The sequence below is a fragment of the Streptomyces sp. NPDC051243 genome, from assembly GCF_044455405.1.
Classification (GTDB): Bacteria; Actinomycetota; Actinomycetes; order Streptomycetales; family Streptomycetaceae; genus Streptomyces.
The window spans coordinates 55230-67925 of the sequence record NZ_JBITES010000016.1 but is presented as its reverse complement, the minus strand read 5'-3'; the positions used below and the strand labels follow the sequence as shown (position 1 = coordinate 67925).

The window sequence follows — 12696 nt, the reverse complement described above, 5'->3', positions numbered from 1 at the left end:
ACCGCCCCGGCACCCGCCGCCCGACAAACCCTCAACTACCGGGACAGAGCATCCCGTACGGCCTCTTCGGTGCGGGCGACGACGGCCGTGCCGTCATCGGCGGTGATGATGGGCCGCTGGATGAGCTTCGGGTACTCGGCGAGCGCCTTGACCCACCGGTCGCGTTCCGAGGCGTCCCGCGCCCACTCCTTGAGCCCGAGTTCCTTCGCCACGGCCTCCTGGGTCCGGGTGATGTCCCAGGGCTCCAGTCCGAGTCGTTCCAGCACGGCCCGGATCTCGTCCTCGGTCGGCACGTCCTCCAGGTAACGGCGGACGGTGTAGTCGGCGCCCTCGGCGTCGAGAAGCGTGAGCGCGCTGCGGCACTTGGAGCAGGCGGGGTTGATCCAGATTTCCATGCGGCACACGGTAGCCCGGGTGGACTCTGTTCGATTTCTTCGCCGTCTCATGCGTATCGCGAGGAGCTGGTGTGACACGGCGGCAAATCCCGGGCCCACCTGGGCATTTGATGGACTCTGCGGGCTCCCTGATTGTCAGTGGCAGCCAGTAGAATGGGAGCAGTGTTCGAGGGAATCGCCGGGGACAGCGAAGTCTCCGGTGAGCGCCCTGACCGCGACAGGAGGATGCCTGTGCCCGCTGCCGCACTGAAGCCGAAGCCGACCCGTAAGCCGCTGCCCACCCAGTCCACCGCGAAGCACCCGGTCCTGCTCGACCTGCCGTACGCGCCCATGGAGAAGCGGCCGCTGCCGCCGGGCCGGCCGCGCGAGTGGTACATCACCCACAACCGCCGCCTCAAGGCCATGCGCCTGGCGATCGCGCTCCTCGACTCGGGCGTCTACATGCCGAACCAGGCGCGCAACGAGACGATCCGGAGCACCGCGGAGATGATCGGGGTTCATCCGCCGTCGGAGACGACGTGCCACATGGTGCGGGCGTTCATGCGTTACTCGCGGTGAGCCGATGGCGCCGGGTGCCGTCTGCTTTCTGGGCACCCGGCGTTGTCCTTGCCGTCGTCCGGGGGTGTCGACCGGCGTCGAATGACGCCCCTACGCCGACAACTCCCGCTCCAGCGGCGTCCGGAACCGCGGTGTGACCCGCGTCGACCCCACCCACTCCCGCAATCGCTCCGCCTCCGCGGTGATCGCCGCCTCCGCGTCCCGCCCGACGCCCTCGGAGTCGAGCAGCCGCCACACGATCTCCCCGTCCGCCCGCTGGGCCCACCCGCCCACCACACGCCCGTTCCACCACACCGTCGGCCCCACATTGCCGCTCCGGTCGAACAGCGCCGGCCACAGTTCCGGCGCCAGATACCACTCCCGCCGCTGCCATCCCATCGCCGTGGGATCGAGGGCGGGCAGCAGCGCGGCCCACGGCTCCGCAGGACCGGCTACCGGACCGACGTCGCCGTCGACGACGTACCCGGTCCCCTCGTCGAGGGAGACGGACTGCGCCCCGATCGCCGCCAGGGCCCGGCGCACCTCGGTCACCCGCCACCCCGTCCACCACTTCAGGTCGGCCTCCGTCGCCGGACCGCACACCGCGAGCCAGCGCCGCAGCAGTTCCGCCTGCGCCTCGGCCACGGCCGGCTCGGGATGCTCCGGCGCGACGGCCCACCGGAACTGCGAGGACGTCCAGGAGCCCAGCGGCCGCCCCCGCACCACCTTCCCCTCGACGCCCAGCACCCGCAGCAGCCGCGTCGAGACGGTGTGCACGCCCTCGTAACTCTTCCCGGCCGCGTACACGAACTGCTCGCGCAACCGCGGCTCGTCCGCGGCGAGTTCGGCCGCCGTGGCCTGACCGCGCCGCGCCAGCGCGGCCAGCGCCGACTCCTCGACCTCGGCCAGCCATGCCGCGTCCGGCGCCCCCGCCTTAGCCATGTCCTTGACCAAGGAGGCCCGCTCCCGGCCGGCGACCGCGAGGCCGGTCGAGGCGTGCACGACGGCCGTCAGCTCGGCCGGGAACACGAACACGGTGTGCCGCATGCCGTGCATCCGCACCAGCGCCCGGTCCTCGTACAGCGCCCGCTCGGTCCGAGCGACGGTCTTGGCGGCGTCCGCCAGCCGCGCGCCCACGGCCAGGTACACGGTCGCCGGATCGGTGCCGTGCAGCGCGACCAGGGACTCGGCGACCTCGACCGGACCGGCAGCCCGCGCCGCCCCGCCCAGCCGATGCCGCGCCCCCAGCCGAGCCCGCCGCTCCGCCACCCCGATGTACCGCAACCCGTCACCCATCCCGGCCTCCACCCGTCACGCCGACTCCTGGTCCTGAGGGCATCCTCTCGGGCGCCGCTGACAGTGGCCCACTGCCGAGCCGGGCGCCACCGGGCAGCGGCTCACCATCGTGCCGGCCGCCGGCCGCCGGCCCCGTCACCCGATCGCCGTATCCGGCATGCGCACGAGCCTCGTCCCGCCGTTCACTGCGAACAGGGGGCGGCGAGCCGTCCGAGCGGGCGTGGCAGTGGGAGGTGCGATGGGCAGCGAGGGCACATACGGCATACGCCAGGCACTGCACGGGCCGGACGGACGCGAACCCGAGCTCCTGACCGGGCCCGGCACCCCCAGCCCTTTCCGCACCTCTCGCACCTCCAGCGCCTCAGGCACTTCCGGCACCCCCACCACCCCCGCCGACCGAGCGCTCCGCGGCAAGGCCGCCCGCAAGCGGGCCCCTCGCTCCGCCCACGGCGCCTGGCTCCCCTCGGTCGACCGTCCCGACCCCGTCGCCGTACTGGAACGCCAGGGCCTCGACCGGCTGACGGAGCTGCTGCCGATCAGGTACGGCCGGATGGTGGCATCCCCCTTCGCCTTCCTGCGCGGCGCCGCCGCCGTGATGGCCGCCGACCTCGCCGCCGCCCCGCACACCGGCCTCACCGTGCAGCTCTGCGGCGACGCCCACCTGCTCAACTTCGGTCTGTACGCCTCCCCGGAACGCACCCTGCTGTTCGACCTCAACGACTTCGACGAGACGTACCAGGGCCCGTTCGAGTGGGACGTCAAACGGCTCGCCGCCTCGGTCGCCGTGGCCGCCCGCGAGAACGGCCACCCGGAGGCCAAGGTCCGCCGCGCGGCCCGTGAGGCCGTGGCCGCGTACCGCACGGCCATCCGGAGACTGGCCCGGCTCGGCGAGCTCGACGTCTGGTACGCGCGCATCGACGCCGACGAACTCAGGCCTCTGGTCCGCTCCGCCCGTGACCAGCGCCGCGTCGCGGCCACCCTCGGCCGTGCCCGCCGCCGCACCAGCCTGCAGGCCTACGGCAAGCTCACCGAAGTGGTCGACGGGCGCCGCCGCCTCGTCCACGACCCGCCGCTGCTCGAACCCGCGGGCACCTCCGACATGGGCTCCCTGCGCAAGATCTTCAGCGACTACCGCTCGACCCTCTCCGAGGAACGCCGCCTGCTCCTCGACCGCTACCGCTTCGTCGACGCCGCCCGCAAGGTCGTCGGCGTCGGCAGCGTCGGCCTGCGCTGCTTCATCGTGCTGCTCGCCGGACGCGACGCCGACGATCCGCTGTTCCTGCAGATCAAGGAGGCGCGGCAGTCCGTCCTGGAGGAGCACCTGCCGACCGGGCCGTACGTCCACCACGGCCATCGTGTCGTCGCGGGCCAGCGGCAGTTGCAGGCCGCCAGTGATGTCTTCCTCGGCTGGATGTCCGGGCCGGAGGGCCGCGCCTTCTACTGGCGTCAGCTGCGTGACATGAAGGGCTCCGCTGACGTCGCCGGGATGAGCCCGGACGACCTCCGCTCCTACGCCCGCCTGTGCGGCACCGCCCTCGCCCGGGCCCACGCCCGCTCCGGCGACCGTATCGCCATCGCGGGCTACCTGGGCAAGGCCGACACCTTCGACCACGCGGTCACCGACTTCGCCCTGTCCTACGCCGACCAGACCACCGCCGACCACGCGTCGCTGGCCGCGGCCGTCGCGGCCGGGGTGATCAGGGCAGAGCCCGGGGTCTGATGTGCGTCAGCCGTACAACTCCAGCAGCCCCTCCACATACGCCGCCAACCGCCCGCCAAGCACCTCCGGCGTCAGCTCCGTCCGCCCCAGCTCACGCCACGGCCCGGCGAGCTTCGCCGCGTCGGGGGAGTAGGCGAGGGCGTCGAGCAGCCGCCAGTACAAGTGGTCGGCGCTGTCGGCGAGTTGTCGTCCGCCGTGCGCCTCGTAGCGCGCGCGGAAACCGAACCCGTGCTCCGGGCCGTGCAGCAGTGCCAGTGCTGTCGAACAGTGGGCGACGTCGAGGTCGGCCGGGCCCCACGACGTCTCCACCCAGTCGACGACGCCGCTGATCCGCGACTCCTCGCCCGCGCCGCTGAACAGCACGTTCCCCGGGTGGAAGTCCCGGTGCAGGAAACAGCCCTCGTAGGCCGGGGGTTCGCGGCGGATCACCTCGACGGCCCGGTCCCAGAGCGGTCCGCCCGGCGTCCGCACCCGCTCCGCCGACGTCCACGCCTGATACGTTCGCGGGCGCTCGTCCGGTACGACCGTGTGGATCGCGGCGAGTTGAGCCGCCAGCAGGTCAAGGCGACGGTCCAGATCCTCCTCGGCGACCTCGTCGACCCGCACGCGGCCGGGGAGCAGGGACATCAGCAGCGAGGGATGGTCGCAGTGCTCGGCCGTGGCGTCGACGGCGATCAACCGGGGTGCCGGGACGGTCTCCTGGGCGGCGAGCAGGGTGAGGACCGACGCCTCGCGCGTCAGCAGGCCGGGTGCGTGCCGGCGGAAGAAGGGCTTCACGAAGGTGCGCAGCGCGAGCCGCGTGCCGTCGTCGAGGGTGAGCCGGCGCAGCTGCGAACTCCAGCCGCCCTTCGCGAAGGCGGTGGCGGCCACGCTCCGCCCCTGCGGCAACTGCTTGGCCAGCCACGACCGGGTGGCCGTCCATCCCCGGTCACCGAGGCCGGTCAGCACCGCGGTCACGAACTCCCGCCGGTCCTCGGCGTGTTCCTGGAACCACAGCCCCAGCATGTGCTCCGCGTCCGGCACCTCGAACCGCGTGAACTGTGCCCGGGCGGCCAGCGCGTCCTGCACGGCCTCCGTCACGGCCGGCGGAATGATCGCGTCCGTCCCCGGCACCGCGAGCACCGCCCGCCCCTCGTACGCCCGCAGCGCATCGAGCGCGGGTGCCTCACGCCAGCCGTCCGGCCTGCGGATGATCCGGCTGAACCGCCCGTCCCCGTCCCCGAAGGGCACATCCCACGCCTCCTGGGCGTACACCGCGGGCGCGCACAGCCCGATTGCCGCCACGCGTTCCCCGTAGTGCGCGACGAGATCCGCCACCGTCTGCCCGCTCATGCTGAACCCGACCAGGATCAGCGGGCCGTCCGCCGGCACGCGCGCATCGATGACGGCGACGGCCTGCTCGAACCGCCGCCGCAGACTCAACTCCCGCAGCGCGCCCGTGCTTTCACCGTGGCCCGAGAAGTCGAGGGCGAGCCCACGGCAGCCGCGGGACACGAACTCGGCGAGCAGCGGGAGCAGCCGCTCCTTGTTGCCGATGCCTGCGCCGTGCAGCAGGACGACGGTGGCCGTGTCCGGGCCGCCGGCACCACCGCCGTACACCCCGCTGAGCAGTTCACCATCGTGGGCGTGAGTGAAGGAGGAGAACTCGGTCATGCCCCTCATTCATTCACGGCTCTCGGGTCACGGGAAAAGGAGATGCACGCCGAGTGACCGGATCCCTACCCTGGACACGCGTAACGGAGCAGCTCACGCCGCTTCCCGCAGGGCGGGGGTAACCCTGCGGACTCGGGGCTACTCTCTACGCACCGACGGACGGTCGCCCTTCCCCCAGCGCCCCGTCGGGACAGCGATCACCGATCACCGCTCGAGATCCAGTTCCAGATCCAGATACAACCCACGCTCAACGGAGGCCCGTGATGGGCACCATCGTCATGTCCGGGACCGTCGTCCTGGTGATCTTAGGATTCGGAAACCACCTCTACTGGCTGGCCGCCGTCGCCGTGCTGTTCCTGTACCTGCAGTACGGCCGGGACTCCTCCGCGCCGAGCGGCGGAGCCGGGGCAGGGTCCTCGTCGGGAGGAGCCATGCCCTCGGACTACCGCGCCTACCGCGACCGCCGTGACAGGCAGGCCAAGTGGGAGCGCCGCTACCGCCGCGAGCGCCCCCTGGAGTCCCGTCGTCAGGAGCGCGAGAAGAGCGGCTGAGGCCACCACCTTTGGTGGTAGCCCGTGCGGTGCCCCCGGTCACAGGCCGGGGGCACCCCACACCGGGAACCAGCGGTTCAGGTCCTGCTCGATCCGCAGGTCGTCCGCGAGTGCGGCCCGCACCCGCAGCTCGAGCGGGTTGTCGCGGCGTTCCGCCGTGCCGGGAACGGGCGCGAAGGGATAGAAGGTGCCGCGCTTATAGAGGTAGACGAGCGCGAGCCGTCTGCCCTGTCGCTCGTCCTCGAACCCGGCCAGCGAGCACAGCAACTGCGGACCGAAGCCGTTCACCTCCATCGCGCTGTTCACCGCGTGCAGGTCGTTGACCAGCTCCGGCAGCTGGTCCGGGCCGCGGCGGGAGACCAGCCACGAGTAGCCGTAGCCGTCCATGGTCAGCTCCACCGGCCGGCCCTCGCGCTCGGCGTCCGCGTCGAGCAGCGCCTGGACCTCGCGGTGGGTCTGCTCGAACGCCGCGCCCTCGACGGCGGCGAAGCACACCGCCCCGCTCCCGGTCGGCCGGAACCCGGCCGTCGCCTCCAGCGTCACCGCCGCCGACGGCAGTGCGAAGAGCTGGTCGAGATCGGGCGCGACCGGCGTGGTGCGGCCGAGCAGAATGTCCAGCAGCCCCATGCTCACGCCCCTCCCGGAGCCGCCGCCTCGCCCAACTCGGCGGAGATCCGCCCCAGTTGTTCGAGCCGCTGCTCCAGGCTCGGATGGGTCGAGAAGAGCTGCGCGACGCTGGGGCCCCGGCCCAGTGCCGGAGTGAAGTAGAAGGCGTTGAAGGCCTGTGCGGTACGCAGGTCCCTGGTCGGGATCCGGGCGATGTCGCCGGACACCTTGGTGAGCGCGGAGGCCAGCACCGAGGGCCGCCCGGTGAGCAGCGCCGCGGCCCGGTCGGCGGCCAGTTCCCGGTACCGGGACAGGGCCCGGATCAGCAGGAAGCTGATCGCGTACACGGCTGCCGACACGCCCATCACGGCGGCGAAGACCACGGCCGTGTTCTGGTCCCGGCGCCCGCCGCCGAAGAGCTGCGAATAGAAGGCGAACCGCACGATCAGCCCCGCGATCACACCGAGGAACGACGCGACCGTGATCACGGCGACGTCCTTGTGCGCCACGTGCGACAGCTCGTGCGCGAGGACCCCCTCCAGCTCGTCCGGCTCCAGCCGGCGCAGCAGCCCCGTGGTCACACAGACCACGGCGTGATCGGGATTCCGCCCGGTGGCGAACGCGTTCGGCATCTCCATGTCCGACACGGCGACGACCGGCTTGGGCATGTCGGCGATGGCGCACAAGCGGTCGACGACCCCGTGCAGCTCGGGATACTCCTCCCGCTCCACGACCCGCCCGCGCATCGCGTACAACGCGACCCGGTCCGAGAACCAGTACTGGGCCCCCAGCAGTCCCGCCGCCACCACGACGACCAGCACCCAGGACTTCAGCAACACGATCAACGCGGCGACGAACGCCACGTACAACAACCCGAGCAGAAACAGCGTGACGCCCATCCGGGCGGTCAACCGCCGGTCACTTTGGAAGCGGCTCCGCATCTCGCACCACCCCGCGCACTCAGGCACTCGTCCCACTGCCCAGTGTGCACCCGGCAACGCCCATGAGCGGGTCGTGATCAGCCCTAGGACCAGCAAAGGCCCAGGTCTAGTAGGTGCGGAAGTTGACGTATCCCAGCAGGACGATCACCGCCGCGACGCTGCCCAGCACGACCACCGTGGAGATCCAGCCCGAGCGGCGCTGCCGCCGGTTCACATGATCGGGCTCGGGCCGGAACGGCACCGGGCCGGGCGGGTTCTCCTTCCAGCGGGCGGCGAGCATACGGGCCCGCGCCGAGGGCTCCTTGTGCTCGGCTGCGTCCGCCCATCTCAGGTCGAACTCGCGCTCCTGGTCGTCGTGTTCGTGCCGCTCCGGCATCCGTCCACCCCCGTGTCGTCTCAACGGCAGAATAGAACATACGCCCGCGCCCCCGCTGTCGGTACAACAGCGGGGGCGCGGGCGTAGGTGCCGTGCTCAGGCGCCTGTCAGGCGTCGATCAGGCGTTGCTGAGCCGTCGATCACACGTCGAAGTAGAGCTCGAACTCGTGCGGGTGCGGACGCAGCTGCAGCGGCGCGATCTCGTTGGCGCGCTTGTAGTCGATCCACGTCTCGATCAGGTCCGGCGTGAAGACGTCGCCCTGGAGGAGGAACTCGTGGTCGGCCTCGAGCGAGTCGAGCACGGCCGGGAGGGACGTCGGGACCTGCGCGACGTTCGCGTGCTCCTCGGGAGCCAGCTCGTAGAGGTCCTTGTCGATCGGCTCGGCCGGCTCGATCTTGTTCTTGATGCCGTCCAGGCCCGCCAGGAGCAGCGCGGAGAAGGCCAGGTACGGGTTGCCGGAGGAGTCGGGCGCGCGGAACTCGACGCGCTTGGCCTTCGGGTTGGAGCCCGTGATCGGGATACGCATCGCGGCGGAGCGGTTGCGCTGCGAGTACACCAGGTTGATCGGCGCCTCGAAGCCCGGCACCAGACGGTGGTACGAGTTCACCGTCGGGTTGGTGAAGGCGAGCAGCGACGGGGCGTGCTTGAGGATGCCGCCGATGTAGTAGCGGGCGGTGTCCGACAGACCCGCGTAACCGGCCTCGTCGTAGAAGAGCGGGGAGCCGCCCTGCCACAGCGACTGGTGGACGTGCATGCCCGAGCCGTTGTCACCGAAGATCGGCTTCGGCATGAAGGTCGCCGTCTTGCCGTTGCGCCAGGCGACGTTCTTCACGATGTACTTGAACAGCTGCAGGTCGTCTGCGGCCGCGAGCAGCGTGTTGAACTTGTAGTTGATCTCGGCCTGACCGGCGGTGCCCACCTCGTGGTGCTGGCGCTCGACCTTCAGGCCGGCGGCCTCCAGCTCCAGGGAGATCTCGGCACGCAGGTCGGCGAAGTGGTCGACCGGCGGGACCGGGAAGTAACCGCCCTTGTAGCGGACCTTGTAACCACGGTTGTCCTCGAGGGCGCCGGTGTTCCAGGCACCCGCCTCGGAGTCGATGTGGTAGAACGACTCGTTCGACGACGTGGCGAAACGCACGCTGTCGAAGACGTAGAACTCGGCCTCCGGACCGAAGTACGCGGTGTCCGCGATACCGGTCGACGCGAGGTAGGCCTCGGCCTTCTTCGCCACGTTGCGCGGGTCACGGGAGTACTGCTCGCCCGTGATCGGGTCGTGGATGAAGAAGTTGATGTTGAGCGTCTTGTCACGGCGGAAGGGGTCGACCCGGGCCGTCGACAGGTCGGCACGGAGCGCCATGTCGGACTCGTGGATCGCCTGGAAACCGCGGATCGACGATCCGTCGAAGGCGAGCTCCTCGTCCGGGTCGAACGCCTCGACGGGCACCGTGAAGTGCTGCATGACGCCCGGCAGGTCGCAGAACCGGACGTCGACGAACTTGACGTCCTCGTCCGCGATGAACTTCTTGGCCTCGTCGGCGTTCTGGAACATCCAGCTCCTCCTACTCCCGACCGTCCGCGCCGGGGTGGTAGTTCGTTCGTGCGGCCAGTGCGGTGGCACACGCTGTCTTCGACCCTAGGGACGGGTGATTTCTCGGGCGTGACCCATTTGTTTCACACACGTTAACCGGACATCCCGTACCTCACCCCGCCTGTCCACATCGCAAAACGGGCACAGTACGGTGGGCACGTGGACAAGAGGCAAGCAATCGGATCCTGGCTCTCGGGGCCCCGCGCGGCCGCCGAGGATGCCGGTGTCGACTTTGGATACCGGGGCGAACAACTCGGTCTGCCGGAGGAGGGGCCGGGGTCGATCGCCCGCCCGGGACGGCGGCTCGGCGCACTCGCCGTCGACTGGGGCATCTGCCTCTTGATCGCATACGGTCTTATCACCGACGGTTACGGACAGGCGACCAGCAACTGGGCCCTGCTCCTGTTCTTCCTGATGAGCGTCCTGACCGTCGGCACCATCGGCTTCACTCCGGGTAAGCGACTGTTCGGCCTGCGCGTGGTGGTCCTGGAGACCGGCACCGTGAATCCGTTGCGCGCCCTGCTGCGCACGGCCCTGCTGTGCGTCGCGATCCCGGCCCTGATCTGGGACCGCGACGGCCGCGGCCTGCACGACCGGCTGGCCCGCACGGTCGAGGTCCGGATCTGACGCGCGACTCCTCGCACAGCTCCTCGCATACGACGAAGGGGGCGCCCGGTTCACACCGGGCGCCCCCTTTCTCGTACGAGTTTCGCGTACGAGGGAGGTCTACGCGGGAGATCAGCGAGCCTTCGGCCCGCCCTTCGGCAGCTTCATGCCCTTCGGCATGGGCCCCTTCGGCAACGGCATGTTGCTCATCAGGTCGCCCATGGCCTTCAGTCGGTCGTTGGTGGCGGTCACCTGGGGGCCGGTCAGCACGCGCGGCAGCTTCAGCATGGTGGTCCGCACCTTCTTCAGCGGGACCTGGCCGTCGCCCGTGCCCACGATCAGGTCGTGCACCGGCACGTCCGCGACGATGCGGTTCATCTTCTTCTTCTCGGCGGCCAGCAGGCTCTTCACCCGGTTCGGGTTGCCCTCGGCGACCAGCACGATGCCGGCCTTTCCGACGGCCCGGTGGACCACGTCCTGGCTGCGGTTCATCGCCACCGCCGGCGTCGTCGTCCAGCCCCGGCCGATGTTGTCCAGCACGGCCGCGGCGGCGCCCGGCTGGCCCTCCATCTGCCCGAAGGCGGCCCGCTCGGCCCGGCGCCCGAACACGATCGCCGTCGCGAGGAAGGCGAGGAGCAGGCCCAGGATGCCGAGATAGATGGGGTGACCGATCAAGAAACCGATCGCGAGGAAGACACCGAAGGTGACGATTCCGACAGCCGCGAGTACAAGACCGATCTTCTTGTCGGCCCTGCGGGTCATCTTGTAGGTCAGAGCGATCTGCTTGAGTCGCCCGGGGTTCGCAGCGTCCGCTGCCGTGTCCTTCCTCGCCATGCCACGAAGTCTACGTGGCCCCGCGAGCGCCGACGACGGGGGACGCTTCAGGGGCCGGGAACCACGGCCTGGTCCAGGACGCGCTGCGCCTCGACCCGGTCCTTGGCCCGACGGCGGTCCTCCAGGACGGACGTCCAGGCGTTGCGGCGGGCGGTGCGCTGCCCGCTGCTCATGAGCAGCGACTCGACGGCACGCAGTGCAGTGGTGAACGACGGGATGGCGGTGGCGCGAACCGGCGCGGCCTGCATGGTGGAGGTCCCCCCTCGGGATGGCGGCGATGGTGAGTGGTGCACGGGGTGTACAACCAGGGTCACTGATTGGTGTTACCAGGGCGTGACCGACCGGTCAAACACCAATGAAGCCTTAATGCGCCGCCGGAAAAGCTTGACGCGGCCCTGATGGCGTCTCTAGCTGCGAGGACGTTCAGGACCGCGTCATTCGGCTTCTACTGGTAGGTAGTTGCTTGTGCGCGGATTCACACGCGCGCAGTGGCACTCCGTGCCATCAGACGGCCTGCGAGGCGACGTACGAGCCACCCCGCTGCGGAGCAGTGAATTGACGCTGCTCGACGGCCATCTGGTACAGCCGCCCGGCCCGGTAGGAGGACCGCACCAGCGGCCCGGACATCACACCCGAGAAGCCGATCTGCTCGGCCTCCTCCTTCAGCTCCACGAACTCCTGCGGCTTGACCCAGCGCTCCACGGGGTGGTGGCGGACGCTCGGGCGCAGGTACTGCGTGATGGTGATCAGCTCGCAGCCCGCGTCGTGCAGCTGCTTGAGCGCCTCGCTGACCTCCTCGCGGGTCTCGCCCATGCCGAGGATCAGGTTGGACTTGGTCACCAGGCCGTAGTCACGGGCCTCGGTGATGACCTTGAGCGAGCGCTCGTAGCGGAAGCCGGGGCGGATGCGCTTGAAGATCCGGGGGACCGTCTCGACGTTGTGCGCGAAGACCTCGGGGCGCGAGGCGAAAACCTCCTGGAGCAGCTCCGGGACGGCGTTGAAGTCGGGGGCCAGGAGCTCGACCTTGGTGCGGCCGCCCTCGCGTTCGGCGGTCTGCTGGTGGATCTGGCGGACCGTCTCGGCGTACAGCCAGGCGCCGCCGTCCGGGAGGTCGTCGCGGGCGACGCCGGTGATGGTGGCGTAGTTCAGGTCCATGGTGACCACGGACTCGCCGACGCGGCGCGGCTCGTCACGGTCGAGCGCCTCGGGCTTGCCGGTGTCGATCTGGCAGAAGTCGCAACGCCGGGTGCACTGGTCGCCGCCGATGAGGAAGGTCGCCTCGCGGTCCTCCCAGCACTCGTAGATGTTCGGGCAGCCGGCTTCCTGGCAGACCGTGTGCAGGCCCTCGCTCTTCACGAGGTTCTGCATCTTCGTGTACTCGGGGCCCATTTTCGCCCGGGTCTTGATCCACTCGGGCTTGCGCTCGATGGGGGTCTGGCTGTTGCGGACCTCCAGGCGCAGCATCTTGCGTCCGTCGGGTGTGACTGCGGACACGTCGGCTCCCTGTGCTTCGATTCGTCGGCGTACACCAGGGTACGCCCGTGTTTACTGAGCCCTGCCGTCAGGCCAACCCCATGACTCCCGGGCTGATT

General features: G+C 70.3%; 14 protein-coding genes. 4 read left to right on the top strand and 10 right to left on the bottom strand.

The genetic code is table 11. The features are described from left to right. Positions 1 to 35 precede the first annotated feature (35 nt). Positions 36 to 395 carry an ArsC/Spx/MgsR family protein gene (locus tag ACIBAG_RS34555; RefSeq protein WP_399110674.1) on the bottom strand — a complete coding sequence of 120 codons (360 nt, stop codon included), beginning with the start codon at positions 393 to 395 and terminating at the stop codon, positions 36 to 38. A 231-nt stretch (positions 396 to 626) separates the two neighbouring features. Here ACIBAG_RS34555 and ACIBAG_RS34550 point away from each other — a divergent pair, with 231 nt between their 5' ends. Then, a complete protein-coding gene (locus ACIBAG_RS34550; RefSeq protein WP_399110672.1) occupies positions 627 to 953 on the top strand; it encodes a hypothetical protein in 327 nt (108 codons plus the stop codon). Between the two features lie 90 nt (positions 954 to 1043). Here the strand turns inward: ACIBAG_RS34550 and ACIBAG_RS34545 are convergent, their stop codons facing one another. Next, complete coding sequence (locus ACIBAG_RS34545) at positions 1044 to 2228, bottom strand: winged helix DNA-binding domain-containing protein (RefSeq protein ID WP_399110671.1); 1185 nt, start codon at positions 2226 to 2228, stop codon at positions 1044 to 1046. 238 nt (positions 2229 to 2466) lie between these two features. Here ACIBAG_RS34545 and ACIBAG_RS34540 point away from each other — a divergent pair, with 238 nt between their 5' ends. Further along, the gene (locus tag ACIBAG_RS34540) at positions 2467 to 3948 is read left to right on the top strand and encodes a DUF2252 domain-containing protein (protein ID WP_399110669.1); all 1482 of its coding nucleotides are present in this window, start codon (positions 2467 to 2469) and stop codon (positions 3946 to 3948) included. 6 nt (positions 3949 to 3954) lie between these two features. Here ACIBAG_RS34540 and ACIBAG_RS34535 read toward each other — a convergent pair whose 3' ends face one another. Further along, entirely contained in the window at positions 3955 to 5601 is a 1647-nt protein-coding gene (locus tag ACIBAG_RS34535) for an alpha/beta fold hydrolase (protein ID WP_399110667.1), read from the bottom strand. Positions 5602 to 5864: 263 nt separating this feature from the next. Here ACIBAG_RS34535 and ACIBAG_RS34530 point away from each other — a divergent pair, with 263 nt between their 5' ends. Next, positions 5865 to 6152 carry a hypothetical protein gene (locus tag ACIBAG_RS34530; protein WP_399110665.1) on the top strand — a complete coding sequence of 96 codons (288 nt, stop codon included), beginning with the start codon at positions 5865 to 5867 and terminating at the stop codon, positions 6150 to 6152. 39 nt (positions 6153 to 6191) lie between these two features. Here the strand turns inward: ACIBAG_RS34530 and ACIBAG_RS34525 are convergent, their stop codons facing one another. The 4 genes from ACIBAG_RS34525 to glnA form a co-directional block, all read right to left on the bottom strand. Then, complete coding sequence (locus ACIBAG_RS34525; RefSeq protein ID WP_399110664.1) at positions 6192 to 6779, bottom strand: hypothetical protein; 588 nt, start codon at positions 6777 to 6779, stop codon at positions 6192 to 6194. 2 nt (positions 6780 to 6781) lie between these two features. Further along, a complete protein-coding gene (gene htpX, locus ACIBAG_RS34520) occupies positions 6782 to 7699 on the bottom strand; it encodes a zinc metalloprotease HtpX (RefSeq protein ID WP_399110663.1) in 918 nt (305 codons plus the stop codon). Between the two features lie 106 nt (positions 7700 to 7805). After that, complete coding sequence (locus ACIBAG_RS34515; RefSeq protein ID WP_399110662.1) at positions 7806 to 8075, bottom strand: hypothetical protein; 270 nt, start codon at positions 8073 to 8075, stop codon at positions 7806 to 7808. Positions 8076 to 8215: 140 nt separating this feature from the next. Continuing rightward, positions 8216 to 9625: a type I glutamate--ammonia ligase gene (gene glnA, locus ACIBAG_RS34510; RefSeq protein ID WP_399110660.1), complete on the bottom strand. Its 1410-nt coding sequence runs from the start codon at positions 9623 to 9625 to the stop codon at positions 8216 to 8218. A gap of 198 nt (positions 9626 to 9823) precedes the next feature. Between glnA and ACIBAG_RS34505 the strand changes: the two genes are divergently transcribed. Then, the gene (locus ACIBAG_RS34505; RefSeq protein ID WP_399110658.1) at positions 9824 to 10291 is read left to right on the top strand and encodes an RDD family protein; all 468 of its coding nucleotides are present in this window, start codon (positions 9824 to 9826) and stop codon (positions 10289 to 10291) included. 111 nt (positions 10292 to 10402) lie between these two features. On the opposite strand, the gene ACIBAG_RS34500 is transcribed toward ACIBAG_RS34505, so the two are convergent. The 3 genes from ACIBAG_RS34500 to lipA form a co-directional block, all read right to left on the bottom strand. Next, the gene (locus ACIBAG_RS34500; RefSeq protein ID WP_031487372.1) at positions 10403 to 11104 is read right to left on the bottom strand and encodes a DUF4191 domain-containing protein; all 702 of its coding nucleotides are present in this window, start codon (positions 11102 to 11104) and stop codon (positions 10403 to 10405) included. Between the two features lie 47 nt (positions 11105 to 11151). Next, positions 11152 to 11352: a hypothetical protein gene (locus ACIBAG_RS34495; protein ID WP_399110657.1), complete on the bottom strand. Its 201-nt coding sequence runs from the start codon at positions 11350 to 11352 to the stop codon at positions 11152 to 11154. A gap of 256 nt (positions 11353 to 11608) precedes the next feature. Beyond that, entirely contained in the window at positions 11609 to 12598 is a 990-nt protein-coding gene (lipA, locus tag ACIBAG_RS34490) for a lipoyl synthase (protein ID WP_399110655.1), read from the bottom strand. Between the last annotated feature and the right edge of the window lie 98 nt (positions 12599 to 12696).

What these genes read in the sequence shown, in the direction of transcription:
- ACIBAG_RS34555 (WP_399110674.1), bottom strand. Translation starts at nt 395, where the DNA reads ATGGAAATCTGGATCAACCCCGCCTGCTCCAAGTGCCGCAGCGCGCTC.
- ACIBAG_RS34545 (WP_399110671.1), bottom strand. Translation starts at nt 2,228, where the DNA reads ATGGGTGACGGGTTGCGGTACATCGGGGTGGCGGAGCGGCGGGCTCGG.
- ACIBAG_RS34540 (WP_399110669.1), top strand. Translation starts at nt 2,467, where the DNA reads ATGGGCAGCGAGGGCACATACGGCATACGCCAGGCACTGCACGGGCCG.
- ACIBAG_RS34535 (WP_399110667.1), bottom strand. Translation starts at nt 5,601, where the DNA reads ATGACCGAGTTCTCCTCCTTCACTCACGCCCACGATGGTGAACTGCTC.
- ACIBAG_RS34530 (WP_399110665.1), top strand. Translation starts at nt 5,865, where the DNA reads ATGGGCACCATCGTCATGTCCGGGACCGTCGTCCTGGTGATCTTAGGA.
- ACIBAG_RS34525 (WP_399110664.1), bottom strand. Translation starts at nt 6,779, where the DNA reads ATGGGGCTGCTGGACATTCTGCTCGGCCGCACCACGCCGGTCGCGCCC.
- htpX (WP_399110663.1), bottom strand. Translation starts at nt 7,699, where the DNA reads ATGCGGAGCCGCTTCCAAAGTGACCGGCGGTTGACCGCCCGGATGGGC.
- ACIBAG_RS34515 (WP_399110662.1), bottom strand. Translation starts at nt 8,075, where the DNA reads ATGCCGGAGCGGCACGAACACGACGACCAGGAGCGCGAGTTCGACCTG.
- glnA (WP_399110660.1), bottom strand. Translation starts at nt 9,625, where the DNA reads ATGTTCCAGAACGCCGACGAGGCCAAGAAGTTCATCGCGGACGAGGAC.
- ACIBAG_RS34500 (WP_031487372.1), bottom strand. Translation starts at nt 11,104, where the DNA reads ATGGCGAGGAAGGACACGGCAGCGGACGCTGCGAACCCCGGGCGACTC.
- ACIBAG_RS34495 (WP_399110657.1), bottom strand. Translation starts at nt 11,352, where the DNA reads ATGCAGGCCGCGCCGGTTCGCGCCACCGCCATCCCGTCGTTCACCACT.